Below are 24,329 nucleotides of genomic sequence, written 5' to 3' on the forward strand. Positions count from 1 at the left end.
GCGAGGCGCGTCAATTCAGCGCCGATGATACCCGCCGGCCACTTGAAGAACCAGAGCGCCGACTCCATCTTAGGAACACACAGCTCGAACAGGAGGAACGTATGGCATTCAGCACACTTCCGAACATCGGCATGGGGACTTTCCGGCTGAAGGGCAATGATGCACGGGAAGCGGTCAAAAGTGCCCTGTCTCTGGGTTATCGGCACATTGATACCGCCCAGATGTACGACAATGAGGCGGAAGTTGGCGATGGCATCACGTCCAGCGGCATTCCGCGCCGCGAAATCTTCCTGACCACGAAAATCTGGCACGACCAACTGCACGCAAGCGATCTGATCAACAGCCTGCATGACAGCCTGGCCCGGCTCAAAACCGACCACGTCGACCTTACGCTGATTCACTGGCCCTCCCCCGACGACGAAGTGCCCATGGAGGAATACCTGGGCGCCCTGCGAGACGCCCAGCGGGAAGGGCTGACCGATCACATCGGCATCTCCAACTTCACCTGTGCCCAGATGGACAAGGCGGTCGAGATTCTTGGCCATGGCACCATCTTTACCAATCAGGTGGAAGTGCACCCGTTCCTGGCGAACCGCAAGGTCGTGGAGCACGCCCAAAAGCTCGGAATGACGGTAACCGGCTACATGCCCCTTGCTGTCGGCAAGGTTATGGAAGATGAAACGCTCCAGCGCATTGCCCAGACCCACAACGCATCACCCGCCCAGATAGCGATTGCCTGGGTGGCGTCCCGCGGCGTTGTGCCGATCCCGTCCTCGACACGACCGACGCATCAGAAAGCCAATCTTGATGCCCTGAACATCGAGCTGAGCGAGGACGAGATTCGCCTTATCGACGAACTGGACCGTGGTGAGCGGATTGCGGACCCGGGCTTTGCACCGGCCTGGGACTGAGCCAGACACCCGCGACCAAAGAGGCCAGCGTAGCCAAGGGCAGGAGTAACAACCACTGGGTCTGCAGGGCCCAGTAGGTGGCCGTGCTGAAGAGAACCCAGGTAATCGGCACCGGCAGCAGCAACCAGAACGTTGCGCGGCCGAAACCTCCCACCAAAAGGACACTGGCCGCAACGGTAACGCCCGGCGACAGCCCAAACAGCGCCAGGGTCGTTGGCTCCCCGGACTGGACAACAGTAAGCCAGGGCAACAGCACCACCGCCGCCAGCCAGAACGCGGCAAACCACCCTGTTCTGCCGATCGACAGACGGGGGCAACCTCGGGTAACGGCCAGTGCCGCAAGCAGCCCGCCCTGTACGGTGAACGCCCAGCCAATCCAGACCGCCGGCCAGTTGATCTCACCGAAGTAGTTCACCAGAAAGCCACCGCCACTGAGAATCCAGGCCGCAGCAACAATCACCAGTGCCAATCGACGCCAGACGATCTCGGGCCGGCCTGCCATCCAGGGGACAATGAGGCTTAACGGAACAACGAGGAGCTGCCACGGCCAGAGGTCCTGATTGATCCGCGCAAACAGTCGCAAAAACACCTCTGGCCCGAACATCAGGAAATCCTGCAGGGAATAGCTCAGCCAGGCTAGATCACTCACAGAGACCTCACGTAGGCCACCATCCGCTGCCGCTGCTGTTCATCCGGCAACTCGCCATACATGGCCGCCATATTCTCCTGCATATGCTCAACACTCGAGGTTGCCGGTATGGCGCAGGTTACCGCCGGATGGGCAACAATAAACTTCAGGAAAAATTCGGCCCAGGTGCTCACGCCCGCTTCCCCGGCCCACGCCGGCAGGGGCTCGGACTGAAACCGCCGGAACAGCGAACCGCCCTGGAAAGGCCGGTTTACGATGACCGCAATGCCCCGCTCCTGCGCCAGAGGTAACAAACGGGCCTCGGCCTCACGGTCCAGGACGTTGTAGGTCAGCTGAACGAAATCGAGCGGCTGGGTTTCCATGATGCGGGCGAACTCGCCATGACGTCGCCCGTGGGATGTGGTGATACCAAGGTAACGCACCTCTCCCGCCGCCTTCATGGCCTTCAGCGTCTCCAGGTGTCCCTGCCAGCCAAGAAGATTGTGGACCTGCAGCAGGTCGAAGCGTTCCACACCCCACTTTCGACGGGACGATTCCGCCTGCTTCCTGGTCGCCGATTCATCACCAGTCCAGATCTTGGTGGCGGCGAAAAGCTGATCCCGGGCCCCCAGGGCATCAAGGGACCGCCCCAGAACGTCGGCGGAGGAACCGTACATCGGCGAACAGTCGACCACACTGCCACCATGATCAAAGAACGTCTTGAGCACCTTGGTGCGTTGCTCAATCAGATAGGGATCGCTGCCGACATTGAAGGTAATCCAGGTCCCCATGCCGATGGCGGGGAGGCGTTCGCCGGTCGAAGGAACAGCGCGCCTGATCGGTGCCGGGAGTTGAGTATTCCCGTGCATCGCGAACAAGCCGGGCGCATGAAGAGCCAGCCCCGAAAGACCAGCACCCACAAGAAGCTGTCTGCGCGTAAGATGTTTTGCCATGACCACTTTCTCACTGTCGCGGTGTCAGTGCGAATGGTACGAATGCCGACACTGCCTGGACTCTGATCAGGCAGCGTAATGGGTATCCAGGTATTTCAGGATCCTGGCGGACTCGAACATACCCTCGCCGGTGTTCGGATCTTCCAGATAGGGTACCTGAACCCGCTTGTGCACCTGAAAGAAGGCATCGCGCTTGCCACCCGGAATGGGCGTATACGGCCCCGGCTTCAGGCGCTGCCTTGCCGGGCCGACCTCGGACCAGTGCTCCTTCCCGAGGTTATGGAGCGTGTAGGGAATCTCCAGTTCACACAGTTTTTCACGCACCAGTCGGGAAAACGGACTGCCCTCGAAACTCCAGAGATGCAGAGGCTGTTCTGGCCGCTTTCCAGCTTTTGCCCGCAAGCCCCGCAAGGCACTGGCAGCTGAGGCGACGGACCCCAGTGCCGGCTGCCAGGCCTTGCCCCGATAGAACTTCGGGACCGGCCGGCCAGCGTACTCCCGGAACAGGTAGGCCACGATATTGTTCGATTCGTACATCACCGTGCCGGTATTTTTGTCCACCAGCAACGGGAACTGCTGCTTGCCGCCGAGGGCGGCAGCCTCCTCCCGGAAATTCTGGCCGCCCTTCGGGCAGGGCCGGATTTCCACATCCAGATGGAGCGCGGTGAGCGCCTCGCGCACACGGCGGCAAAACGGGCAGGCCTCCATGTCATAGAGAATGATGGGCTGTTCCGGCTGCACGCTCTTTTTCACGACCATACAGCCCCGCCAGGCTGTCAATGACGAGGTTGTCACGGAACCGAGTAAATTGACGTTGTGTGTTAGCCCGTTGGACATAGTTGAACCCTTGATTGGAATTTCCCTCATTATCACGCAATCGCCCGATTTTCCATTGGCTCGCGGGTACCCATGATGTAATCAAACCAGGGCCTGGTCACACACCAGTTGGCGTCGGGATTCGACCCCATATGATGATCATAGTGCCAGGGCAGGTGTTCCCGGGCCCAGCCCGGATCAAGATGCGATTTCCGGTGGACGCGGTAGTAGTTCCAGGCGCAGTAATACAAGGTTCCCACATAGAAGGGGGCCACCGGCATCAGCGGCGTAACGGCGGCCGCACCCGCGACCAGGGCCGCCACTTCCTTGGTCTGGGCATTCCAGTTCCAGGGCGGTTCCCGGTAATCCTCATCCAGAAACCCGTTCTTGCGCACCTGACGGTGGTGGTCATGCCAGTGAAACGACCAGAAACTGTCGCGGTTGCGCCCCAAATTGTGCAGGACATGTTTGTGGAACACCCACTCGACCGCGTTAGCGGTAATCAGCCCCAACGGTATACCGATCATGATGGCCTCCTGTTCTTGTTTTCGAAACCTGTGGTGACACATCCGATAGCAAACGCTCTTTTGCCGTCAGTTTCCATGACCGAAATGCCGGAAAATGCCCGGATAAAAAGAATTACAAAGTCATTGACATGGAAAATGCAAAACTTCCAAACGCTAACCCTATGATTCACAAAGGGCGACTTACAGGAAGTCACAAAAACCAATACAAACAACGACTCTACTGCCATTTTTTAACGTCATGTAGAACTTCTCTGCATAGTACGCGCCCCAAAGATGGGCTATTGTTGAAGAATAAGAATTCATGGATGGTTAGCAGGATGATTTCGGGTATGCGACGCGCTCACACGACAGGTAACCTTGGGTCGATTTTCAAACGAACGGTCGTAGCAACGAGCGCAGCACTGGCTGTGGCTGCGAGCCCCGCCCTGCTGGCTCTGGACAAAGACGACTCCAGCTTTTCCTCGGCTCGAGTCTGGAGCAGCCAGGTCCGCGATTATGCCGTCAAATCGCTCAACGACGAAAACGCCCTGAGCATGGCGGCCATTCCGCTGAACGGCCCCGGGATCGACCAGTACATCAACGCCGACGAATTGATGAGCCCCGGTTCCATCATGAAACTGGTGACAACCTATGCGGCACTGGAAATTCTCGGCCCAACCCATCATTGGGATACCGACTTCCTGACCGATGGTGAACTGGTCGGCGACACCCTCAAAGGCAATCTTTACGTCCGCTTCGGCGGGGATCCCAAGCTGACCATCGAGCGGCTCTGGGGTACGCTGCGCGAACTCCGCAGCATGGGCATCACCAGCATCGATGGCAATCTGGTGCTGGATGGAACCTATTTCGAGGTAGACGGCGGCTTCCCTGCATTCGAGGACAACGGCGACAATCCCCATGCGCCGTTCCTGGTTGAGCCCTCCGCCTACCTGACCAATCTCAACCTGCTGCACTTCCAGATTCGGGCGGATGAGCGAGGCACCCAGGCCTGGAGCACGCCGTCACTGGATCAGGTAATGATTGATAACCGGGTAACCGCCACGGCCGAGGGCCCCTGCCCCCGCCGTCGCAACTTCGAGTGGGAGCCAATTTTCCACGATGACAACAAAGTCACCGTTCGGGTGACCGGAGAGCTGCCCCAGGGGTGTCGCACCACCCGTTACCTGTCCCTGCTGCCCCATGAGCAATACAGCGCCGGCCTGATTCGTTCCCTGCTCAATGAGACCGGGGTGGCTATAACCGGCAACGACACCGTGGGAACCACTCCGGAAGATGCCCGTCTGGTGCTGAAAACCACGTCGCCGGATCTGGTTACCATGGTGCGCGACATCAATAAGTGGAGCAGCAACGTGATGGCCCGCCAAATGTTGCTGACAATTGGTGCCGAGAACCGGCTGGATGAGGAGGCGGATGATCGCGTCGCCGGCATTCGCGTGATCTACGACTGGCTGGAGAAGAAAGGCATCAATACCGCCGGTATGGTTATCGACAACGGCGCCGGCCTCAGCCGTCACGGCCGGATTACCGCGCGGCAGGGCGCTGAACTGCTGCAACACGCCTGGAACAGCCCCTTTGCTGCTGACCTCATGGCCTCCATGCCGATCACCGCCATGGACGGAACGATGGCTCGCCGGCTTCGCAACACAGGTATGGACGGCAGCGGCCGGATCAAGACCGGCTACCTGGAAAACGTCCGCTCCATCGCCGGCTTTACCCGGGATGAACACAACACCACCTGGGCCGTTGTCGGAATGGTGAACAATGACCCTGCCTGGAATGGCCAGTCTGTCCTGGATCGCATTCTCTACTCCCTGCATTACCGGCCACCCACCGGCACCGCCATTTCCCGGGCCGACTCGGGTTCCTCGAAAACGACCATTCAATGAAAAAAGCCCCGGCGATGCCGGGGCTTTTCAGTTCTGACCCAGTGCGAAGCGATCAACAACCTAGTTATGGGCTCACGAAATCATCCAACAGCGTAAGGCCGGCAATATCGGTCTCGGCGCCGGTCGCCAGGCGCGCAATGGCCGTGTATACACTTCCAGCGGCCAACGTAATACTGCCGGTCTTGAGCAGCGGGCTGCCGTCGGTGGTTGTGATGAAGACCACATAGTCATCCTCCGGCACCTGCAAGTACCCGGATGAATCACCGAACTCGAAATCGTTCAGCGCCGGCTCAGCGTTGTTGATCTCCGTGGCAGATGCACCGCCTTCCGCTGTGGGAATCAGATAAACATCAACCACTCGCGCCTCAAATGCACCGTGAATCACCCTCAGTTTCGCCGCCGTTGCAATACTCCGGTTGTCATCGGCAGCAACGATCGCCTGAATGCTGCTGTCGGCTACTGTTCCAGCCGCAATCACAGTGAACACATCACCCAAGGCCAAACTGAGTGTTTCATCAATGGCCGCAGTGGTCCCCCCTGTCCCGGTGACAATGATCTGATTCTCACCCGCGCCAAGCGGGACATATTCCCCCGTCACCGGCGCAGCGGGAACAGTGTCAGGGAACTCCAGACCAACAATCGCCGCGACATCAACGCCGGGCGATCCATTAACGTAAATATCCACCGGGCCGACATCCGATGAATTATGAACGGCCCGGATACCAGCTCCGGTATTGGTATCCAGAATCTCGGTTACCGCATCGCCGTCTATGGCGATGAGGCTCACGGGTGCTTCGCCAGAAACGGTGTTATCAACCGCACCGATCAGCAAATCAGCTCCCGCCTGCAGTGGCACCGTTCCGCTGTCATAGACCACCGTATCCGCCCCCGCAGGGGTCACCCGAATCTGGTAGTCACCCGCTGGCACCTCAAGCGGCCCTACGCTCTCTTTGAAGGCAAAGGTAAAGGTGGCTTCGTCAGGCAGTGCTGCGCCTGCCGCCGTCACATAAACATCCACCGGTCCAGCCGCGGCAGCCTGGGCGTCGGGGGAAAGGTGGGCAACGCGAAGGCGCACGGAATTCGCCGAATCCCGGCTTCCGTCGTCCGTGAGGATGAGCGGTTCGATGGTCTGGTCACCGACCTTGCCCACCGCAATTACGTCATAACTGGTATCAAACCGGAGCGATGCATCCGCCTCGATCACGGTAGCGGTTTCACCGCCGGGGAGAATCCCGTCAACAGCGATGGTCGCACTCCCGGACCTCGGGTTCAGAACTGCGGCCTGCTTGAAATCTGCGCCTGAAACCACGGTATCGTCATTCAGGCGCACATTAACGGCCGGCGCATCAGAGGAGGCATGTACCACCCGGACGCTGGTATTTGTAGGATCGTCATCATCGTCAAAACAACCGGAAAGCAGAACGCTCCCGGCTACCACTAACGGCAAGGCAAGTCTTGTATTCATTGTCCTGTTCCTCGATTGCTGAGGTTGATTACCAAGGTAAAGTGGTTCGAACCTGCACTCATTCATTCCATGAACTGTGCTTACCAGCAATCTACGGGGCCTCCGAACAATCGGATTAACACGATTTTACATTTGAGCGAACAGGTGTTTTCCAGCAATCAGGACTCAAACAGGCGGAGCGTCCCCTCCGTCAGGCGGCCCGCCAGCGGCGCGATGAAAGTGACCAAAGGAAACGCAACCGCCCAGGCAACCAGGCCGGCCGTGGCCCAGCGAGCGAGGAAGCCGGCATCAATACCGGTATTGAGAAACGTGATCACACCCGACATCAGAAAAGACATTATTCCAGACATATAGACGCCAAAGACGAGTTGGCGAACGCGTGCAGGCTTTATCCTGCGCATAATACCTCCAGCGGGATCACCCGGATTGTGGACATCCCATCCGAAAAGAAGGAAATGTCGTACACTAAGTCAGAGTCAGAAAGGGATACGCATATTAGTAAGCTTGCGATCTTTTTGCGAGAGCCCTGTTCACCTCGGCGGGATACTATGAACAGTCCAAACTCCTGTCCACCTGGCAGCATCCGCTGGATCGCAATCCTCTGCGCCAGCCTGATGATCGTGTCGGGCTGCAGCTCGACCCGAACGGCCTACCGGTACGCGGATTGGGGTATCGTCTGGTGGGTTGAGGATTATGTCACCCTGACCGATGCCCAGGCAGCTCAACTCAACGCCGGTATCGATCAGCTACGGCAGTGGCATTGCTCCCGGGAACTGCCCCGATACGGACGTTGGCTCGAGTCCCTGGAAACCGACGTTCGGCAGCGAGACCTCGACCCGGACACCATCGCCTATCATCAGGAACAGCTCTTCGGCTTTTTCCCGCCACTCCTGGACAAAGCCACGCCCATCGCCACCGACTTGCTGGCCAGCCTGACCGACGCCCAGGTCCGGGAGCTGGCCGAGAACATGGAAGATAGCCAGCGTGAGCGGGAAGAGGAGTATCTCTCTGACAGCATGAACGAGACCGCCTCGGCCCGGGCCGAACGGACCGAAGAGCGAGTGGAACGGTGGCTGGGCGACCTGAACGGAACGCAGAAGAGGATTGTCGCCGAATGGTCGGAACAACGGGGACGGCAGACAGAAATCTGGCTGGAGGGCCGGCGAAAATGGCAACTGGCCTTGCTTGAGGCACTTGAGCGGCGCAATGCCCCCGGCTTCGCGGCCGACGTCGAGCGACTGATCAAGGATTCGGAGGAAATCCGGGGCGAAGAGTATCAGGCCATGATGGTCGACAGCCGGGCCGCCATGAAGACCCTCATGCATGATCTGATTGAGGCGGGCAACTCAACTCACCTCGCACACCTGCAGAACCGGGCGGCTGAACTGAACAGCGACTTCGAAGCCCTGACCTGCTCGGCGGGCTCCGAAATCGCGAGTAGCGCTAGCGATTAAACCGTCAGGTAACCGCCATCCGCATTAATACAGGCGCCGGTGGTGTAGCTGGAGGCACCGGACACCAGGTACAGAACCGTGCCCGCCATCTCATCAGGATCGGCCACGCGCTTCATGGGAATATGCGCCATGGCCTGCTTCTTGATTGCCTCATTGGTGGTCAGCGCGCTGGCAAATTTGGTATCAGTCAGGCCCGGCAGCAGCGCGTTTACGCGTATGTTCTGCTGGCCCAGTTCCATGGCAAACGACTTGGTCATGGAGATAACCGCGGCTTTGGTGATGGAATAGATGCCCTGGAAATGCCCCGGGTTAACACCGTTCACCGAGGCAACGTTCACGATGGCACCGCCACCGGCTTTCTTCATCATCTGGGCGCCGCGGGCGCACATGAAGAAATAGCCCCGGACGTTCACATCGACCGTTTTGTTGAATGCACCGAGATCGGTATCCTCAACTGGCCCGAAATAGGGATTCGAGGCGGCGTTGTTGACCAGAATGTCGAGCTTGCCGTGTTCTTTCTCGATGTGCGCCCAGATCTTTTCGATCTGATCCATCTCGCCAATGTGGCAGGCATGGGCTTCGGCGCTGCCACCAGCTTCACGGATGCTGCTGGCGACCGCTTCGCAGCCATCAATCTTGCGGCTGCTGACAATGACGTGGGCCCCGTAATTGGCCAGCGTGCGCGCAATGCTTTCACCAATGCCCCGGCTGGCGCCGGTGATCAGGGCGACCTTGCCGGTCAGATCAAACAGGTCTTTATTGCTCATTCACACACCTCAATCGTTATCGGAAGGTCACCAGGGCGGGGTCTTCCGCTTCCAGGTGACTGTAATTGTTGAACACCGACAGGCTGCGGCGGGGCCCGGAGTAAAGCACGCGGCTGACACTGGTGTTGGCGATGACCTCGTTGAGTGCCAGAGCGCGTTTGTCGTCCAGTTCCAACAGGTGCTGACAAATCACCGAGATCGGACCACCGGAGGTAGCCACCAGAACATCGCCGCCATCGGCGAACTCGATCATCTCGTCAAAGGCCTGCAGCACCCTGGCCTTGAAGTCCGGCCAGGTCTCGTCGTATTCGTGATCGTGCTCGCCCGAGGCCCAGCGACGGACCGCCTGGACGAAAGCCTCCTGAAACGCCCTCGCCGGTTTCGGGAAGGACTGGAGGTCCCTGGCCATTACCGTCCGATCACTCCACGCCGGGCGAAAGCGAGTGACCACCTCGTTATGGTCAAACTCGTTGAATCCAGGGACAACCTGCATGTCCGGCAGCTGGCTGCCATATCCGGTAGCGATGGCCTCGACCGTTTCCCGGTGCCGTTCCAGATTGCCGCCAAAAACGGCATCGGGCGTCACCTTACCAACCAACCAGCGACCAAGTGACCGCCCCTGCTCCCAACCGGTCGGCGAAAGCTGATCGTAGTTGGCCTTGCCGAAGCTGGCCTGTCCGTGACGAACCAGATACACCGTAGCCATTACAGTGAACTCTCGGCGATCAGCCGCTGACACCGCTTTTCCAGATAGTTGGCAGCGTGGCCGAAGGCAGCAAACCGCTTATCCTTGGTCTGGCCATGGTAGAAACGGTAATAGATCTGCTGGATGATCACCGCCAGCCGGAACAGACCATAGATTTCATAGAAGTCGAAGTTATCAATCCGGAAGCCCGACTTCTCCATGTAATACTCGACTACCTCTTTGCGGCTCAGCATGCCCGGCCGGTGCGTGGGCTGGCGCCGCAGCATCTGGAACGGCCCTTCATCATCAGCTTCGATCCAGTAGGCAAGACTGTTGCCGAGATCCATCAGTGGATCACCAATGGTCGCCATTTCCCAGTCCAGTACGCCAATGACTTCGAAGGGATTATCCGGATTCAGCACCACATTGTCGAAGCGGAAATCGTTATGGATAACGACCTGGGCAATATCATCGGGCATCTTGTGGTTGAGCCAGGCCATGACCGACTCGAAATCACCGACATCCTCCGTGCGGGCCTTGCGGAACCGGTCGCTCCAGCCACCGATCTGGCGCTGAACGTATCCCTCGCCCTTGCCGAGCTTGTCGAGACCAGTGGCCTTGGCATCCACCCGATGCAGATCTACCAGCTTGTCGATCACGTTCAGGCACAGCTTGCGGGTATCGACTTCGCTCAACTCAAAGCCTTTCGGAAAATCCTGGCGCAGGATGATACCTTTGAGGCGCTCCATCACATAGAAATCGCACCCCAGCACATCGTGGTCATCGCAAATGGCGATGATGTTCGGGACATAGGGATAGACAGGCTTCAGAGCCTGCATCACTTTTGCTTCGCGCAGCATGTCATGAGCGGACTTGGCGATCTTGCCAAACGGGGGACGCCGCAGCACAAACGAGCGATCGCCATAATCCACCTGATAGGTCAGGTTGGACGCACCGCCCGGATACTGGCGAATTTCAGGTTCACCCCCGAGGTCCGGCATGGACTGTTTCATGAACCGGTCCACGGCCGCTACATCCAGCTCCTCGCCTTCGCGAACATCCATCGCCTGATCAATCTCAGTCATTCAGGGCTCTCCTATTCTGTTACCTGCCGGTTTGCCTCAGGCCTTGGCCATGCCGCCCATTTTGCTCATCCAGCGTTTGCTTTCCTTGTACATCAACCAGTCGAAGGCCTTGGGAGCATGTCGTTTAAGTAGCCACATACGCCGTTCTTTCGTGTGAGGCAATACCCAGAAGCTCTTGTCTTTCACCGACCGCACGATATCCTCAGCCACGTCCTCAGCGGTGATGTTGGACCGCTTCATCAGTTTATTCACGTTCTGCTGCACGCCGGGCAGATCTGACCTCATGCTGCTGGCCAGGTTGGTCTGGAAAAATGCCGGGCAGACACAACTCACATGAATGCCATCACTGCGCAATTCCTGACTCAATGTCTCGGACAACGCAATAACTCCTGCCTTGGATACATTGTAGCTATTCATCAACGGCGCCAGCATCAACCCGGCCATGGAGGCAATGTTCACAAACGTGCCTGAGCCCTGCTTCTTGAACTGGGGCGTAAACGCCTTACAGCCGCGCACAACACCCAACACGTTGATGTCCAGGATCCACTCCCAGTCGGCCATGGTGGTGTCTTCGATAGAACCCGCCGAAGCAACACCAGCGTTGTTCACCACCACGTCTACCCCACCCCACCTGGCGGTCAGATCGTCACAGATTTTCTCGAGATCCGTCAGCCGGCGAACATCGCACTCCACGAAGTAGCCTTCGCCACCGGCGTTGTTGATCTCCTGTTGCACGCTGGCACCCTGCTCCGGATTGATGTCACCGATGCAGACTTTGGCGCCCTCTTTAGCGTAACGCAGGGCGATGGCGCGACCGAGACCGCTCGCGCCGCCCGTGATAAATACTCTCTGTGTCATAGTGTTTCCGTCTCGCTGGAGGTTCAGTTTTTGTATTTGCGCAGTTCCAAGCGTGCCACCATAGCCCGATGCACTTCGTCGGGGCCATCCGCCAACCGCAATACCCGAGCATAGGCAAACAACTGGGTCAGCGGGAAGTCATCGTCACTGACACCGGCGCCACCGTGGATCTGAATGGCCTGATCAACAATGGTCTGCAGCATGGAAGGAATCACCGCCTTGATCATGGACACCTCCTGCAACGCACCACCAATGCCCTTGGTATCCAGGGCCCAGGCACATTTCAGCGTCAGCAGCCGCGCCTGTTCTATCGCCATGCGCGCATTGGCAATGATATCGGGGTTTCCGCCGAGCTTGGCGATGGGCCGGCCAAAGGCCTCGCGTGTTGTCGCCCGCTTGATCAGCAGTTCCAGGGTGCGTTCGGCCGCGCCGATAGCCCGCATGCAATGGTGAACGCGGCCGGGCCCCAAACGGCCCTGGGCAATTTCAAAACCGCGGCCCGGGCCGGCGATGAACGCGCTCTTGGGCAGGCGGACATCCTCAAAAACCACCTCGCCGTGACCATAGGGCTCATCGTATTCACCAAACACCGGCAGCATACGCTCGATTCGCACACCCGGCGCATCCAGAGGTACCAGAACCATGGAATGACGGCGATGTTTCTGCGCGTCCGGATCCGTCAAGCCCATGAAGATCGCCACCTTACAGTCCGGGTGGCCGATGCCGGTGCTCCACCACTTGCGACCGTTCAGCACGACCTCGTCGCCTTCGACCACCGCAGTAGCTTCCATGTTGGTGGCGTCGGAAGAGGCCACGCCCGGCTCGGTCATGCAGAAGGCCGAGCGGATTTCGCCACTCATCAGCTTCGGTAGCCACTCGGCTTTCTGCTCGTCGGAGCCGTAGTGGATCAGCACCTCCATATTGCCGGTGTCAGGCGCGTTGCAGTTGAAGATTTCCGGGGCAATGAAGCTACGCCCCGTCTCCTCGGCGATCAGGGCATAATCGGAGTTCAGCAGGCCACAACCATGCTTTTCATCCGGAAAGAACATGTTCCACAGCCCCTGGGCCTTGGCCTTTTCCTTCAATTCCTTGATAACAGGCAATACTACCCAGCGATTTTCCAGGGAAGCCAACTCCCTGTGATACTGCTCCTCGATGGGAAAAATCTCGTCCGCCATGAACTTTTTCACGCGGTTGAGGTAGTCCTGACCTTTTTTGGAAATATCGAAATCCATCGTCATACCCTCACTGAAAAAATCACAATGATTGCAGTCTAGGGACGAGCCAACTATTACGCGACTGAATTATTCTTATCGTTTATCATTACCGAAACTAATTCACAGACCCGGATCTTCGACATGGCCCTGAATCGCCTGGACCTGAACCTTCTGCATGTTTTTGACACGATCTATCGGGAGGCTAGCCTGACCCGTGCAGCCCGGGCCCTGCACCTGACACAGCCGGCGGTCAGCCATTCGCTGTCGCGGCTGCGGGACCATTTTGACGACCCCCTGTTCACCCGCCAGGGCAACCAGATGGTGCCCACGCCGCTGGCCCGGCGTTTCCTGGAATCCATGCGCCCCGGACTCACCCAGATCCAGAGTGCAGTCAACCAGTTCCACGCTTTTGATCCGGCCAACCAGAGAAAGACTTACTCGCTGGGACTGCGGGACATCCTGGAATCAACCTTCCTGCCACAACTGATGAGGCGACTGGATCCCTACCCGAATCTCGAAATTTTCAGCCAGCGTATTGCCCGGCGAGAGATGGAGACCCAACTGGCGGCTGGCAAGCTGGATTTTGCCGTGGACGTGCTGTTACCGGTGAGCGACCAGACTGCCCACGAGCTGCTCCGGCGGGACCGGCTGGTCGTGCTTGCGAGGACGGGGCATCCGTTGGCGGACGGGGGACTGTCGATGGAGGATTACCTGACCGCCCGACACGTGCTGGTGTCGTCGCGGACGGAAGGACCGGGCATTGAGGATTTCGAACTCTCCCGGCTTGGCGTTCAACGCAGCATCCGGCTTCGTTGCCAGCACTACTACGCGGCCTGTCGGGTTGTGGAAAAAACCGATCTGCTGCTGACCATGCCGGAAGCCTATGCCCGCATCATTGCCCAGAGAGCGAACATCGTCATCATGGATCCGCCAGCGAACCTGCCGTCAATTGACGTGCATCTATACTGGCACAAGGCCTATGAACGGGAACCGGCACTGATCTGGTTCCGGGAACAGTTGCGGGAAATCAGTTGAGGGCGTCGCCTAGTAGGCGCCCACGGCCATCAAGAACCCAAAGAAGCCAATGGCGGTAATGCCCAACGCGGCCACCACGATCCCGAACCCCCACCAGATGGCAGCCCCGTCGGAAACATCAACGTTGTGCCCACGCAACGTGCGATAGAACGCCCAGGGGCCGAGAATGAAGGCACCGACCACAGCGAAGACGAGCCCGACACTGATGCCGGCAAACGTCCAGGTAGCCAGTGAAGTGGCCCGATCCGAGACCTGATCGGTGACGCCGTGGTGCTCAAGAAATTTCTTGCAGAAAAACCACAACAGCGCGAACAGTGCGGCAACAAAAACCAGTCCGCCGACGAAAGTAATTATTCGATAGAGCAAAGGAATATCCTGTCAGGTAAAGGCTGCCTCACACCGGAAAAACCGGCTCTGGCAGACATTCGAATCCGGGTTTGGCGAACAGGAAGCCCTGGTAGAGGTGAATCCCCTGAGAGCGCAACCAGAAGTACTCTTCCCTGGTCTCCACGCCTTCCGCCACAATCCGCCCCCCCAACTGTTTCATCATGCTGATGATGCCGTTGACAACAGCTTGCTTGTTGGGTTCATTGTGAATATTTCGAACCAGTCCCATATCCAGTTTCAGCAGGTCGGGGGGACTCGCCATCATAATGTCATAGCGGGAATAACCGGCACCAAAATCATCGATGGCAGTACTGAACCCCATTTCCTGATAGGCCTCGATGATTGAGGCCAGGTGCTCCACTGATGTCAGCTTCTCATTTTCCGTCAGCTCGAAAATGATCTTCCGGGTGTCGAAGTCGTAGGTTTTTGCTGCCGCCAGTGTCGTTCGGATACAGTACTCCGCCTGATAGACCGCGTTCGGCATGAAATTGATGCTGAGCATGGTATCCATGTTGAGACGGGAGGCAAGTTTTACGGCTTTGACCCGGCAAACCTGATCAAAGGAATACTGGTTGGTCTCGTTCACCTTTGACAGAATGTGTGACGCCCCTTCTCCATCCAGCCCCCGGACCAGGGCTTCATGGGCAAAAACAGACTTGTTTATGACATCGACAATGGGCTGAAAGGCAAACGTGAAGGAAAAACCCAACCCTTCACCACACGCACATTGATCACAATGAGACTCATCAAAAAGGACTGCGGGCTGGTTCACTTCCACTCCTGAACATCACTCTGAACTGTTTACTGCGCCGATCAGACAGACAACTTCATTCACTATAGCTTTCGGACCCGCTGCGACACAACGCTCGAACGCTATTACCTTGATTTTGGTGGCATCCCCACGCTAGAAGACTAAACTGGGACCTGGTGCACCTACGAGCCAATTGAATAAAGGAGTCCCCCGAATGGCCGAAACTACCCGCATCGCAATCACCCCCGGCGACGGCATTGGACCGGAAGTGGTTGGCGAAGCTGTACGCTGCCTGGAAACCCTGCGCGCCAAGCACGGGCTTGCCATGGAGTGGACCCGATTTCCCTGGCCGTCCCACGCTTGGCATGAGGAGCACGGCGACTCCATGCCGGAGGATGCTCTGAAGCAACTTCAGGCCTACGATGCGATTCTCCTCGGCGCCTTGGGAGACCCGGGGCCGATGGACGACCCTGACCGGTACCTGCTGCCGGACAGCATTTCCCTGGCACCTCTGCTGGATATGCGCAAGGGCTTCGATCAGTGGGTGTGCGAAAGGCCCGCCCGCCTGTTGCCGGGCGCGCGCCAGTACCTTGCCGATGAGCGGGCGAAGGACATAGACATGCTGGTCATTCGCGAAAACTCCGAAGGTGAGTATGTGAGCCAGGGTGGCCGCTTGCGCAAAGGCACCGCCGATGAAGTAGCGACACAAATGGAAGTGTTCACCCGCAAGGCGACTGACCGGATCATCCGATATGGCTTTGAGCAGGCCCGGATTCGTGCAGGGGAAAGGGTGAAAGAGGGGCGAACGCGTAGTTTCCGCACCCTCGACGGCCGGACCTGTGAGAGCCAGGTGTGCCTTGTAACCAAACGCAACGCGCTCCGCTACTGGGGCGACATGTACACCGAGGCGTTTGAAGAGATCGGCAAGGAGTTTCCAGACGTGGCGACCCACCACGAACTGGTGGACGCCGCCTGTATGAAATTCGTGCAAAGCCCCTGGGCCTTCGATGTCGTGGTCGCCAGCAACCTGCAGGGCGATATCCTGACCGATCTGGCCGCGGTATTATCGGGAGGCATGGGGGTTGCCCCATCCTGCAACCTGAACCCGACGGACCCGACGATGCCGTCGATGTTCGAGCCCACCCACGGCAGTGCGCCCGACATTGCCGGCCAGGGCCTCGCGGACCCGACCGCCATGCTGTTCACCACCGCACGCATGCTGGAATGGCTGGGCCGCAAGGATCCGACGCTTGCCGCCGCAGGCAAGGAGCTGTTCGAGGCGGTTGCGGCGGACCTGGCGGAGAACGCAGGGAGCCAGCGCGGTACCCGCGAGATCGGGGCGGCTATCTGCAAGCGATTGACCGCCTGATACACGCCATCAGCGGCGCGCGATCAGTCCAATAGCGCGCCGCTCGGTTGATTTGGCTTCCACCACAGGGGGCTCACTGGTCCGCCATGACGAATTCGAGACGTCCCGGCGCGACACGCACATCCACCGGCATCGCTCCGAACATTCGCTGGGCAAAATCGGTTTCATCCAGACGGTAAACCGGCATGGTTTCCAGCATTTGGGCCACCGCTCGCATGACAGTGTCGGTCACCGGTTTCAGATCTCCCTTGAAATAGGGGGATTCAATATTGCTTTCAAGCAACTGAAGCCGACGGATGAAGATGGCTTTTTCCGTGCTGTCGTATACCGGCGCACCCTCGACTTTCAGAGCAATATCGACCGGCAATTTGGCCAGCAAGGCGTTCACAGCGATCTGGCCCTTGACGTCAATCACGGCAACATCCCGCCCATCGGGGCCAAGGGTAATATCGGCGTCGTTCAGGCTCAGGCTGAGCGGCGAACCACTCTGCAACTGCTGACGATCAAAATCCCTCACCACATCCTGAAGGTGCCGTTCCAGCTCCCCCTCGGAAATGGAATACGGCGAGAAACTGGCACAGCCACTGGTCAATCCAACAACCATGAAAACCAGCGCCCACAGGCCTGTCTTGGGTAATTTAAGCATTGGTTTATCTCCGTAAAGTCGGCTTATATCCTGCGGCAGGGCGGCAGCGGGGGCAAGGTGGGCAGATTAAGGATTGGTCAGGATAGCGCCGGGCCGGTTACTCGTTCTCGGCCCGGACATCCACATGAGGAGTCAGGTCGTCGTCGAAAGTTACGTGAATCAGAATGGGACGACAGCAGACCTGGCAGTCCTCGACGTACTCCTGCTCCGGCACCGACGGGTCGACGCTGACATCCAGCGTCTCCCAACAGTAGGGGCATTGCACGAGGACCGACTCCAGGGCAGACATGACGTCACCTCAGAACTGTTGCTTCGCCATCCAGGGAATGATGCGATCGAACGCTTGCTCGAGTTTCTCGCAGGTTGTTGAGAAACTGATTCGAACGGCGTTGGTGGATTCCTCACCGAAGGCATCGCCCGGCACCACACAAACCCCGGTTTCCTTGAGCATTCGCAATGCCAGGTCCGAACCGTCCACATGAGGCGGCAGAGCCGGAAAGGCGAAGAAGGCACCGCCGGGCTTGTAGCCAGTCATGTGCGGCGTCTGCTCGATCAATTCCACCGTTTTGTCGCGACGCTCGCGGTAGATATTCACCATGTCCTGGACACACTGCTGATCACCGGTAAGTGCGGCCACGCCAGCGAACTGGGACGGCGTGTTCGCCACGGACGTGGTGAACATGTGATAGCGCCGCAGGGACTTGATCGCGGCCTGGCTCGCGATCACCCAGCCAACCCTCAGACCGGCCATGCTGTAGGTTTTGGAAAAACTACTGATGCACATGATGTTGTCCAGGTCCATTGAGCAATTCAGGACACTGGCAAAATCATCATCATCGAAAATCAGGTGGTCATAGACTTCGTCCGCGTAGACCTGAATGCCCCGATACGCGCATTCTTCAAGTATGGTTTCTACGGTACTGCGCGGATAGACCGCCCCGGTCGGGTTGTTGGGATTGTTGAGAATCAGTGCAAAGGTGCGCGACCCCATGGCCCGGATGACTTCATCCGGATCAAGCTGGTGGTCGTTCTCCGCCCGCGTCGGAACAAACTTGACCTCACCGCCATTCATCCGGATCAATGGGGCATACAGCAGGAACGACGGATCGGTCACGATGAATTGCCGACCCGGTGCCGACGTCGCCGAAATGGCCAGGTACATGGCCTCGGTCGCACCACTGGTGATCAGGATATTGTCACGGGTCAGCTTCCGGTTGTAGCGCTTGCCGTAATAGTCTCTGAGCGCAACCAGCAACTCGGGGAGCCCGGCATCCATGGTGTAACCGGTCTGCCCGGCATTCAGGGCATCAATATAGGCATCGATGACGTGCTTGGGCGTCGGCAGGTCCGGCTGACCGATGGAAAGATGGATAACATCTTTCATGGTGGCCGCCATATTCACCATGCGACGAATGCCCGGCACCGGAATCGCCTGCATGGCAGGGTTCCAACTGGCCTTGTTTTTCCGGTACTTCACTTTACGCGGTCTGGACTGGCCGGTTTCGTGGTTGGCGGCTTCTGCCATAAACACCTCCTGCAAACGGGGCAAAAAAACCTACCCCTGCAGGTTAGCCAGTAACACCCGGCCACACAAGGCAAAAACTGAGAAAGATGCGGCGCTTGAAACCACCATCAGGATCGCTTTTCCGGAAGCTCAGGAGTAACAGCAAGTTGACCGCACTGCACCGGCATACCAGACTGTCGTGAGGCCCACACAGACGATCGTCAGTCACACACACAGGCGGAGGTTCAATGACACAGCCAAGCAAGCCCGTTGTAACCGTTCTCACTGCTCCGGGGGAGCCGGAGCCACCGGGAATGGATGCTCTCAGGACACGCGCGGAAGTACGGTTTGCCTGTGACGAACAGACACTGAGGGACACCCTTCCCGGCACCGATATCATGATGGTAACGGACTTCCGAACCGAAGCTCTGGAAGCCGCGTGGCCATCGGCGGATAAGCTGAAGTGGATTCATGCCACCAGCGCGGGCGTGGATGCCCTGATGTTCCCTGCCCTGATCAAGGGCGATGTGGTGGTGACCAACGCCCGCGGCATCTTTGATCGCACCATTGCCGAGTACGTGCTGTGCACTATCCTGATGTTTGCCAAGGATTTCCCGGGTTCAATCCGGCTGCAGATGAAGCATCAGTGGAAACACCGGGATACCGAGCGGGCCGAGGGCAAGCAGGTGTTGGTGGTCGGAGCCGGATCTATTGGTCGGCAGATTGGCCGGCTGGTTGCCGCTGCCGGCCTGAAACCCCATGGTATTGCCCGCACGCCCCGTCACGACGACCCGGATTTTGTGAAAGTCCACGGCAATGACGAACTGTTCGAACAGTTAAGCCATGCCGATTTCGTGGTGATTGCCGCTCCGCTGACGCCGCAGACCGAGGGCCTGTTTGATGAGAAGGCCTTCAAGGCCATGAAAAACACGGCACGACTGATCAACATCGGCCGAGGCCCGATCGTGAAGACCGACGATCTAATCACGGCGCTCCAAAACGGCGAGATTGCCGGCGCTGGCCTCGATGTCTTCGAGGAGGAGCCGCTGCCGGAAGGCCATCCGCTCTGGAACATGGAAAATGTCACCATGACGGCCCACATGGCCGGTGATTTCATTGGCTGGAAACGCGCCCTCACCGACCAGTTCCTGGAAAACTTTGATCGTTGGCACAAAGGCGAGGACCTGTTCAATTTCGTGGACAAGGAACTCGGCTACGCCGGCAGCAAATAAAGCCGGTCAAGATAGAAAGGGTGGGCCTCGGCCCACCCTTTTTTCATCTGGTTCGGAGTTAACGGTTACTGGCCGCGTACTGCTTTTGCAATGGAAGCAGATCAACCACCCGCCCGGGGTTGTTGGGATCGACCAGTTCCGTGGCTGAACGGTAAACCCGCGGCGTGCTATACAGCAGCTTCAGTGCCGTGGAGTGCGGCATCGCCACGTAGCGATCGCCATGGTGCTGCTCCAGCCAGACCCGCACCCGCGGCGCCTTGTTGGAAGACATCTTCGGAAAGAAATGATGCTCCACATGGTGACTGAACCGGAAATGCAGACGATCCAGCACCGGATGGCTTCGCAGACTCATGGAGTTATCCAGCGGGTTGTTGGTCGCGGTCTGGGGTCGCAGGAAATGGTTGGTCAGGATGTAACCCTGCCCCAGGGCGTTCGCCACCATAAACGGCACCAGCACGGTGAAAACCGCCAAAGGGCCGGACAGCACCGCAAGCACGCCCCAGGCCGCCACGCAGACAAACGATTGCCGAATTGCCTTGCCGCGGTCGAAGCCCTTGAACGGCTTCCGCTTCCTGGCCTGGAACCACAGCACCAGCTGTGCGTGAAAGGTAAACGAGTAAACCAGAAACAGATAGCTGTACCAGGTACCCGATCCCGGCGCCAGTCGGGTGAATCTCTTCTGTTTGGGGTCCGCCTTGTAGCGACGCAGTGTGCCGAAGCTGTCCGGATCGGCATCACCGGCATTGGTATTGCCGTGGTGAACCACGTTGTGCCACTTTCGCCAAAACTCAGGCGGCACCACAAACGGACCAAAGCCCAGCCAGCCAAAGAAATTCTGCCAGCGCCGGCTCATGCCCAGTGCACCGTGTAGTACCTCGTGCGCCAACAGCGCCTGGCAACCAATGCTGTGCCCGACCACCAATGCCAGCGTTAGATTGCCATACCAGGGCAGGCCCGCCAGCAGAATCACGGCCATCCCGCCCCAGATGAGCATCTGCAGCGGCAGGAACCAGATCACCCGCCAGGTCTGAGCCCTGAATGTGTCCGGCGGCAGCTCTCTCTTCATTCTGTCCCGAAGCTCACGTTCATCGGGTTTCCCATATACGGTCTCACCCAAGATGTCGGAGTTCACAGCTACATTCATCGGTCACCTTCGCCTTCCTGACATTTGAACTCATACATATCGCCACTCCTATTTAGGAGTACAGTTGTACGCTGAAGTTAACCAATTAAGACAGCAATAACAATGGCATTGTTATTTTTTCTGGACACAGAAATAGTTATATAAAACAAATGTACCGTTTTTTAGGGATGGAGGCGGGCAGATGGCGATGGTCTGGACGGATAAAAAAAGGGAGCCCGAAGGCTCCCTTTTTCCTATTCGCGGACTAGCGCTGGCATTCAGCTACCCGACAGCGACTGATCCGAAGGATCGATCTCCATCTGCTGAATGGCAATCACGGCCTGGGTGCGGTTGCGAACCCCAAGCTTGCGGAACACCGCGGTGATGTGAGCCTTGATGGTAGCCTCCGACACGTCCAGATCGTAGGCGATCTGCTTGTTCAGGAGCCCCTCGGCCAACATCCCCAGTACCCGGAATTGCTGCGGCGTCAGTGAGGCCAGCTTTTCCGAGAAATCGGTGGCGTCCGAATGCATTCGCTCAATCTTGTCGGCCACCCCATCGGGCAACCAGACATCCCCTTCCAGGACTGCCTGAATCGCCTCGGTGATGGTGGGCAACGGGGCGGACTTCGGGATGAAGCCGGACGCCCCGTAGTCGATTGAACGACGCATTACCTGCAATTCTTCCGAGCCTGACACAACCACGACGGGAAGCCCCGGATACTGGCCACGCATGAACACGAGTCCGGAGAAGCCATGGGCACCCGGCATGTTCAGATCCAGAAGAACCAGATCCGCGTCCGGGTGCGACTCTACCGCCGCCTGCAGTGCCTTGATGCTGTCGACCTCTACGGTCTCCGCATCCGGAACCGCCTGACTGACCGCCTGCTTCAATGCTGCCCGAAACAGCGGGTGATCATCGGCGACGATAATTGTTTGTGCCATTCAACAGTTTCCTTAACAGGTTTACGTTGGGTACTGAGATCTTACTTGAATTCACGACTGCTGATCAGCTCATCGACCACACCCGGATCTGCAAGAGTGGACGTGTCTCCTAACTGATCGTGCTCGTTGGCCGCAATCTTACGCAAAATCCGACGCATAATCTTGCCCGAACGCGTCTTCGGCAACCCCGGAGCCCACTGGATCACATCCGGCGAGGCAATCGGACCGATTTCCTTGCGCACCCACTGTACCAGTTCTTTCTTCAGCTCGTCCGACGGCTCTTCGCCCTGCACCAGAGTCACGTAAACATAAATGCCCTGACCCTTGATGTCATGGGGATAGCCAACCACAGCCGCCTCGGCAACCTTGTCGTGAGCAACCAGCGCGCTTTCGACCTCGGCGGTGCCCAGACGGTGTCCGGAGACGTTCAGAACGTCATCGACACGGCCGGTGATCCAGTAGTAACCATCTTCATCACGACGGGCGCCGTCGCCCGTGAAGTAGCGCCCCTTGTAGGTACTGAAGTAGGTCTGCTTGAAGCGCTCATGGTCACCATAGATGGTACGCATCTGGCCTGGCCAGCTGTCCAGAATAACCAGGTTACCCTCGGTTTTGCCTTCAAGGATGTTGCCATCGTTATCAACCAGCGCCGGCTTGATACCGAAGAACGGCACCGTCGCCGAGCCAGGCTTGAGATCAATTGCACCGGGAAGTGGCGAAATCAGAATGCCGCCGGTCTCGGTCTGCCACCAGGTGTCCACGATCGGGCATTTGCTGTTGCCGATCACGCTGTGGTACCACTCCCAGGCTTCCGGGTTAATCGGCTCGCCGACCGAGCCAAGCAGCTTCAGGCTGTCGCGGGTCGTCCCATCCATGCAGGAAGCACCTTCAGCCATCAGCGCGCGGATTGCCGTCGGGGCGGTATAGAGGATGTTGACCTTGTGCTTGTCGACCACCTGCCCCATGCGCGAGCTGTCGGGGTAGTTGGGCACGCCCTCGAACAGCACGGTGATCGCACCGTTGCACAGCGGTCCATACAGAATGTAGCTGTGCCCGGTAACCCAGCCAAAGTCAGCCGTGCACCAGTACACATCGCCATCGTGGTAATCGAACACGTACTCGTGGGTCATGGAGGCGTACACCATGTACCCCCCAGTGGTGTGCAGCACACCTTTCGGGGCGCCGGTCGAGCCTGATGTGTACAGCATGAACAGGGGATCTTCGGCGTTCATGGGTTCCGGCGGGCAATCCGCGGAGGCAGACTTCATCAGATCCTCGTAACGCTCATCCCGAGCGTCGTTCCAGGGCACATCCTTGTTACCGGTCCGGGTGACCACGACCACTTTTTTAACGCCGGCTGTATCTTCGTTTTTCAGGGCCGCATCCACGTTCTTCTTGAGCGGAATCTTGCGACCGCCACGAACCCCCTCATCGGCGGTGATCACGAACCGGGAATTACCATTAACGATCCGGGCACCCAGGGCTTCCGGGGAGAACCCACCAAACACGACCGAGTGAATCGCGCCAATACGGGCGCAGGCCAGCATGGCAACCGCGGTCTCAACGATCATCGGCATGTAGATGGTGACCACGTCCCCTTTCTTGACACCCAGCCCTTTCAGCACGTTGGCGAACTTGCTGGTTTCCTCGTGCAACTCACGATAGGTCACGTGACGGGAGTCGGCCGGATCATCACCTTCGAAGATGATAGCAGTCTGATCGCCTTTGTCGGCGAGGTGACGGTCAAGACAGTTGGCTGAGGCATTCAGCTCGCCGTCTTCAAACCATTTGATGGAGAGGTTGTCGTAATCGTACGTGGTGTTTTTCACCTTGCTGTAGGGCTTGATCCATTCAAGGCGTTTGCCGTGTTCGCCCCAGAACGTATCCGGATCTTCAACGGATTGACGATACATGTCGTCATACTGTTCCCGATTCAGCAAGGCCCTTTTGGCCACGTCCGGGCTTACCGGATAAACCTGTTTATCGGTCATTGTGCTCCCCCTTTAGTCAGAGTCTGTTGTCATTGTCGGTTATTGGAATACAGAGCGAAGAGGCCTTCGTTGGCCTTTAAGACGGATAGCCGTAG

General features: G+C 58.1%; 25 protein-coding genes. 6 read left to right on the forward strand and 19 right to left on the reverse strand.

The window, feature by feature from the left end; genetic code table 11:
* Positions 1–101 precede the first annotated feature (101 nt).
* Positions 102–911, forward strand: a complete 810-nt coding sequence (dkgB, locus tag QQF73_RS16560; protein ID WP_285368877.1) for a 2,5-didehydrogluconate reductase DkgB — start codon at positions 102–104, stop codon at positions 909–911.
* On the opposite strand, the gene QQF73_RS16565 is transcribed toward dkgB, so the two are convergent.
* The 4 genes from QQF73_RS16565 to QQF73_RS16580 all read right to left on the reverse strand — a co-directional run bounded on the left by QQF73_RS16565 (position 847) and on the right by QQF73_RS16580 (position 3,835).
* Complete coding sequence (locus QQF73_RS16565; protein ID WP_285368879.1) at positions 847–1,560, reverse strand: DUF6064 family protein; 714 nt, start codon at positions 1,558–1,560, stop codon at positions 847–849. The two genes, dkgB and QQF73_RS16565, sit on opposite strands and share 65 nt — an antisense overlap.
* Complete coding sequence (locus QQF73_RS16570; protein ID WP_285368881.1) at positions 1,557–2,492, reverse strand: aldo/keto reductase; 936 nt, start codon at positions 2,490–2,492, stop codon at positions 1,557–1,559. Before QQF73_RS16570 ends, QQF73_RS16565 begins: the two co-directional genes overlap by 4 nt.
* Before the next feature lie 66 nt (positions 2,493–2,558).
* Positions 2,559–3,251, reverse strand: coding sequence for a glutathione S-transferase N-terminal domain-containing protein (locus tag QQF73_RS16575; RefSeq protein ID WP_228743575.1), 693 nt, complete (start codon positions 3,249–3,251; stop codon positions 2,559–2,561).
* A 110-nt stretch (positions 3,252–3,361) separates the two neighbouring features.
* Positions 3,362–3,835 (reverse strand): sterol desaturase family protein, encoded by a 474-nt coding sequence (locus QQF73_RS16580; protein WP_219868451.1) that lies wholly within the window; start codon positions 3,833–3,835, stop codon positions 3,362–3,364.
* Between the two features lie 329 nt (positions 3,836–4,164).
* Here QQF73_RS16580 and dacB point away from each other — a divergent pair, with 329 nt between their 5' ends.
* Positions 4,165–5,721, forward strand: coding sequence for a D-alanyl-D-alanine carboxypeptidase/D-alanyl-D-alanine endopeptidase (gene dacB, locus QQF73_RS16585; RefSeq protein ID WP_285368885.1), 1,557 nt, complete (start codon positions 4,165–4,167; stop codon positions 5,719–5,721).
* A 64-nt stretch (positions 5,722–5,785) separates the two neighbouring features.
* On the opposite strand, the gene QQF73_RS16590 is transcribed toward dacB, so the two are convergent.
* A complete protein-coding gene (locus QQF73_RS16590; protein WP_285368886.1) occupies positions 5,786–7,186 on the reverse strand; it encodes a DUF4397 domain-containing protein in 1,401 nt (466 codons plus the stop codon).
* Positions 7,187–7,344: 158 nt separating this feature from the next.
* Entirely contained in the window at positions 7,345–7,587 is a 243-nt protein-coding gene (locus QQF73_RS16595; protein ID WP_285368887.1) for a DUF2798 domain-containing protein, read from the reverse strand.
* Between the two features lie 147 nt (positions 7,588–7,734).
* On the opposite strand from QQF73_RS16595, the gene QQF73_RS16600 reads away from it, so the two are divergent.
* Positions 7,735–8,640: a DUF6279 family lipoprotein gene (locus QQF73_RS16600; protein WP_285368889.1), complete on the forward strand. Its 906-nt coding sequence runs from the start codon at positions 7,735–7,737 to the stop codon at positions 8,638–8,640.
* On the opposite strand, the gene QQF73_RS16605 is transcribed toward QQF73_RS16600, so the two are convergent.
* The 5 genes from QQF73_RS16605 to QQF73_RS16625 are packed head-to-tail and all read right to left on the reverse strand — an operon-like array spanning position 8,637 to position 13,270.
* Positions 8,637–9,407 carry an SDR family oxidoreductase gene (locus QQF73_RS16605; protein ID WP_285368891.1) on the reverse strand — a complete coding sequence of 257 codons (771 nt, stop codon included), beginning with the start codon at positions 9,405–9,407 and terminating at the stop codon, positions 8,637–8,639. The genes QQF73_RS16600 and QQF73_RS16605 overlap by 4 nt on opposite strands.
* A gap of 16 nt (positions 9,408–9,423) precedes the next feature.
* A complete protein-coding gene (locus tag QQF73_RS16610; RefSeq protein WP_219868457.1) occupies positions 9,424–10,113 on the reverse strand; it encodes a histidine phosphatase family protein in 690 nt (229 codons plus the stop codon).
* Positions 10,113–11,177 carry a phosphotransferase family protein gene (locus tag QQF73_RS16615; protein ID WP_285368893.1) on the reverse strand — a complete coding sequence of 355 codons (1,065 nt, stop codon included), beginning with the start codon at positions 11,175–11,177 and terminating at the stop codon, positions 10,113–10,115. The genes QQF73_RS16610 and QQF73_RS16615 overlap by 1 nt, the downstream gene beginning before the upstream one ends.
* A gap of 36 nt (positions 11,178–11,213) precedes the next feature.
* Positions 11,214–12,035 carry an SDR family oxidoreductase gene (locus QQF73_RS16620; protein ID WP_219868459.1) on the reverse strand — a complete coding sequence of 274 codons (822 nt, stop codon included), beginning with the start codon at positions 12,033–12,035 and terminating at the stop codon, positions 11,214–11,216.
* 23 nt (positions 12,036–12,058) lie between these two features.
* The gene (locus QQF73_RS16625; RefSeq protein ID WP_285368894.1) at positions 12,059–13,270 is read right to left on the reverse strand and encodes an acyl-CoA dehydrogenase family protein; all 1,212 of its coding nucleotides are present in this window, start codon (positions 13,268–13,270) and stop codon (positions 12,059–12,061) included.
* A 123-nt stretch (positions 13,271–13,393) separates the two neighbouring features.
* Here QQF73_RS16625 and QQF73_RS16630 point away from each other — a divergent pair, with 123 nt between their 5' ends.
* Entirely contained in the window at positions 13,394–14,287 is an 894-nt protein-coding gene (locus tag QQF73_RS16630; protein ID WP_285368896.1) for a LysR family transcriptional regulator, read from the forward strand.
* 9 nt (positions 14,288–14,296) lie between these two features.
* Here QQF73_RS16630 and QQF73_RS16635 read toward each other — a convergent pair whose 3' ends face one another.
* Positions 14,297–14,653, reverse strand: a complete 357-nt coding sequence (locus QQF73_RS16635) for a hypothetical protein (RefSeq protein WP_219868462.1) — start codon at positions 14,651–14,653, stop codon at positions 14,297–14,299.
* A gap of 28 nt (positions 14,654–14,681) precedes the next feature.
* Complete coding sequence (locus tag QQF73_RS16640; RefSeq protein WP_219868463.1) at positions 14,682–15,446, reverse strand: EAL domain-containing protein; 765 nt, start codon at positions 15,444–15,446, stop codon at positions 14,682–14,684.
* Positions 15,447–15,639: 193 nt separating this feature from the next.
* Between QQF73_RS16640 and QQF73_RS16645 the strand changes: the two genes are divergently transcribed.
* The gene (locus QQF73_RS16645; protein ID WP_219868464.1) at positions 15,640–16,794 is read left to right on the forward strand and encodes an isocitrate/isopropylmalate dehydrogenase family protein; all 1,155 of its coding nucleotides are present in this window, start codon (positions 15,640–15,642) and stop codon (positions 16,792–16,794) included.
* Positions 16,795–16,867: 73 nt separating this feature from the next.
* On the opposite strand, the gene QQF73_RS16650 is transcribed toward QQF73_RS16645, so the two are convergent.
* The 3 genes from QQF73_RS16650 to QQF73_RS16660 form a co-directional block, all read right to left on the reverse strand.
* Entirely contained in the window at positions 16,868–17,440 is a 573-nt protein-coding gene (locus QQF73_RS16650; protein WP_219868465.1) for a YceB family lipoprotein, read from the reverse strand.
* Between the two features lie 97 nt (positions 17,441–17,537).
* Entirely contained in the window at positions 17,538–17,729 is a 192-nt protein-coding gene (locus QQF73_RS16655; protein WP_219868466.1) for a CPXCG motif-containing cysteine-rich protein, read from the reverse strand.
* Between the two features lie 9 nt (positions 17,730–17,738).
* The gene (locus QQF73_RS16660) at positions 17,739–18,965 is read right to left on the reverse strand and encodes a pyridoxal phosphate-dependent aminotransferase (RefSeq protein WP_219868467.1); all 1,227 of its coding nucleotides are present in this window, start codon (positions 18,963–18,965) and stop codon (positions 17,739–17,741) included.
* A 227-nt stretch (positions 18,966–19,192) separates the two neighbouring features.
* Between QQF73_RS16660 and QQF73_RS16665 the strand changes: the two genes are divergently transcribed.
* A complete protein-coding gene (locus QQF73_RS16665) occupies positions 19,193–20,176 on the forward strand; it encodes a D-2-hydroxyacid dehydrogenase (RefSeq protein WP_285368900.1) in 984 nt (327 codons plus the stop codon).
* Positions 20,177–20,234: 58 nt separating this feature from the next.
* On the opposite strand, the gene QQF73_RS16670 is transcribed toward QQF73_RS16665, so the two are convergent.
* From QQF73_RS16670 to acs, 3 genes are all read right to left on the reverse strand, one after another.
* Positions 20,235–21,242 carry a fatty acid desaturase family protein gene (locus QQF73_RS16670; protein ID WP_285368901.1) on the reverse strand — a complete coding sequence of 336 codons (1,008 nt, stop codon included), beginning with the start codon at positions 21,240–21,242 and terminating at the stop codon, positions 20,235–20,237.
* A 335-nt stretch (positions 21,243–21,577) separates the two neighbouring features.
* Positions 21,578–22,243, reverse strand: a complete 666-nt coding sequence (locus QQF73_RS16675; protein ID WP_218637053.1) for a LuxR C-terminal-related transcriptional regulator — start codon at positions 22,241–22,243, stop codon at positions 21,578–21,580.
* Positions 22,244–22,284: 41 nt separating this feature from the next.
* Positions 22,285–24,234 (reverse strand): acetate--CoA ligase, encoded by a 1,950-nt coding sequence (gene acs, locus QQF73_RS16680; RefSeq protein ID WP_285368902.1) that lies wholly within the window; start codon positions 24,232–24,234, stop codon positions 22,285–22,287.
* Between the last annotated feature and the right edge of the window lie 95 nt (positions 24,235–24,329).

Source organism: Marinobacter albus (genome assembly GCF_030238305.1).
GTDB classification, from domain to species: Bacteria; Pseudomonadota; Gammaproteobacteria; order Pseudomonadales; family Oleiphilaceae; genus Marinobacter; species Marinobacter albus.

Coding starts and splice junctions, on each gene's coding strand:
- QQF73_RS16675 (WP_218637053.1), bottom strand. CDS start 22,243: ATGGCACAAACAATTATCGTCGCCGATGATCACCCGCTGTTTCGGGCA.
- QQF73_RS16655 (WP_219868466.1), bottom strand. CDS start 17,729: ATGTCTGCCCTGGAGTCGGTCCTCGTGCAATGCCCCTACTGTTGGGAG.
- QQF73_RS16580 (WP_219868451.1), bottom strand. CDS start 3,835: ATGATCGGTATACCGTTGGGGCTGATTACCGCTAACGCGGTCGAGTGG.
- QQF73_RS16605 (WP_285368891.1), bottom strand. CDS start 9,407: ATGAGCAATAAAGACCTGTTTGATCTGACCGGCAAGGTCGCCCTGATC.
- QQF73_RS16595 (WP_285368887.1), bottom strand. CDS start 7,587: ATGCGCAGGATAAAGCCTGCACGCGTTCGCCAACTCGTCTTTGGCGTC.
- QQF73_RS16570 (WP_285368881.1), bottom strand. CDS start 2,492: ATGGCAAAACATCTTACGCGCAGACAGCTTCTTGTGGGTGCTGGTCTT.
- QQF73_RS16600 (WP_285368889.1), top strand. CDS start 7,735: ATGAACAGTCCAAACTCCTGTCCACCTGGCAGCATCCGCTGGATCGCA.
- QQF73_RS16615 (WP_285368893.1), bottom strand. CDS start 11,177: ATGACTGAGATTGATCAGGCGATGGATGTTCGCGAAGGCGAGGAGCTG.
- dkgB (WP_285368877.1), top strand. CDS start 102: ATGGCATTCAGCACACTTCCGAACATCGGCATGGGGACTTTCCGGCTG.
- QQF73_RS16645 (WP_219868464.1), top strand. CDS start 15,640: ATGGCCGAAACTACCCGCATCGCAATCACCCCCGGCGACGGCATTGGA.
- QQF73_RS16665 (WP_285368900.1), top strand. CDS start 19,193: ATGACACAGCCAAGCAAGCCCGTTGTAACCGTTCTCACTGCTCCGGGG.
- dacB (WP_285368885.1), top strand. CDS start 4,165: ATGCGACGCGCTCACACGACAGGTAACCTTGGGTCGATTTTCAAACGA.
- acs (WP_285368902.1), bottom strand. CDS start 24,234: ATGACCGATAAACAGGTTTATCCGGTAAGCCCGGACGTGGCCAAAAGG.
- QQF73_RS16590 (WP_285368886.1), bottom strand. CDS start 7,186: ATGAATACAAGACTTGCCTTGCCGTTAGTGGTAGCCGGGAGCGTTCTG.
- QQF73_RS16575 (WP_228743575.1), bottom strand. CDS start 3,251: ATGGTCGTGAAAAAGAGCGTGCAGCCGGAACAGCCCATCATTCTCTAT.
- QQF73_RS16625 (WP_285368894.1), bottom strand. CDS start 13,270: ATGGATTTCGATATTTCCAAAAAAGGTCAGGACTACCTCAACCGCGTG.
- QQF73_RS16650 (WP_219868465.1), bottom strand. CDS start 17,440: ATGCTTAAATTACCCAAGACAGGCCTGTGGGCGCTGGTTTTCATGGTT.
- QQF73_RS16610 (WP_219868457.1), bottom strand. CDS start 10,113: ATGGCTACGGTGTATCTGGTTCGTCACGGACAGGCCAGCTTCGGCAAG.
- QQF73_RS16670 (WP_285368901.1), bottom strand. CDS start 21,242: ATGAAGAGAGAGCTGCCGCCGGACACATTCAGGGCTCAGACCTGGCGG.
- QQF73_RS16660 (WP_219868467.1), bottom strand. CDS start 18,965: ATGGCAGAAGCCGCCAACCACGAAACCGGCCAGTCCAGACCGCGTAAA.
- QQF73_RS16620 (WP_219868459.1), bottom strand. CDS start 12,035: ATGACACAGAGAGTATTTATCACGGGCGGCGCGAGCGGTCTCGGTCGC.
- QQF73_RS16630 (WP_285368896.1), top strand. CDS start 13,394: ATGGCCCTGAATCGCCTGGACCTGAACCTTCTGCATGTTTTTGACACG.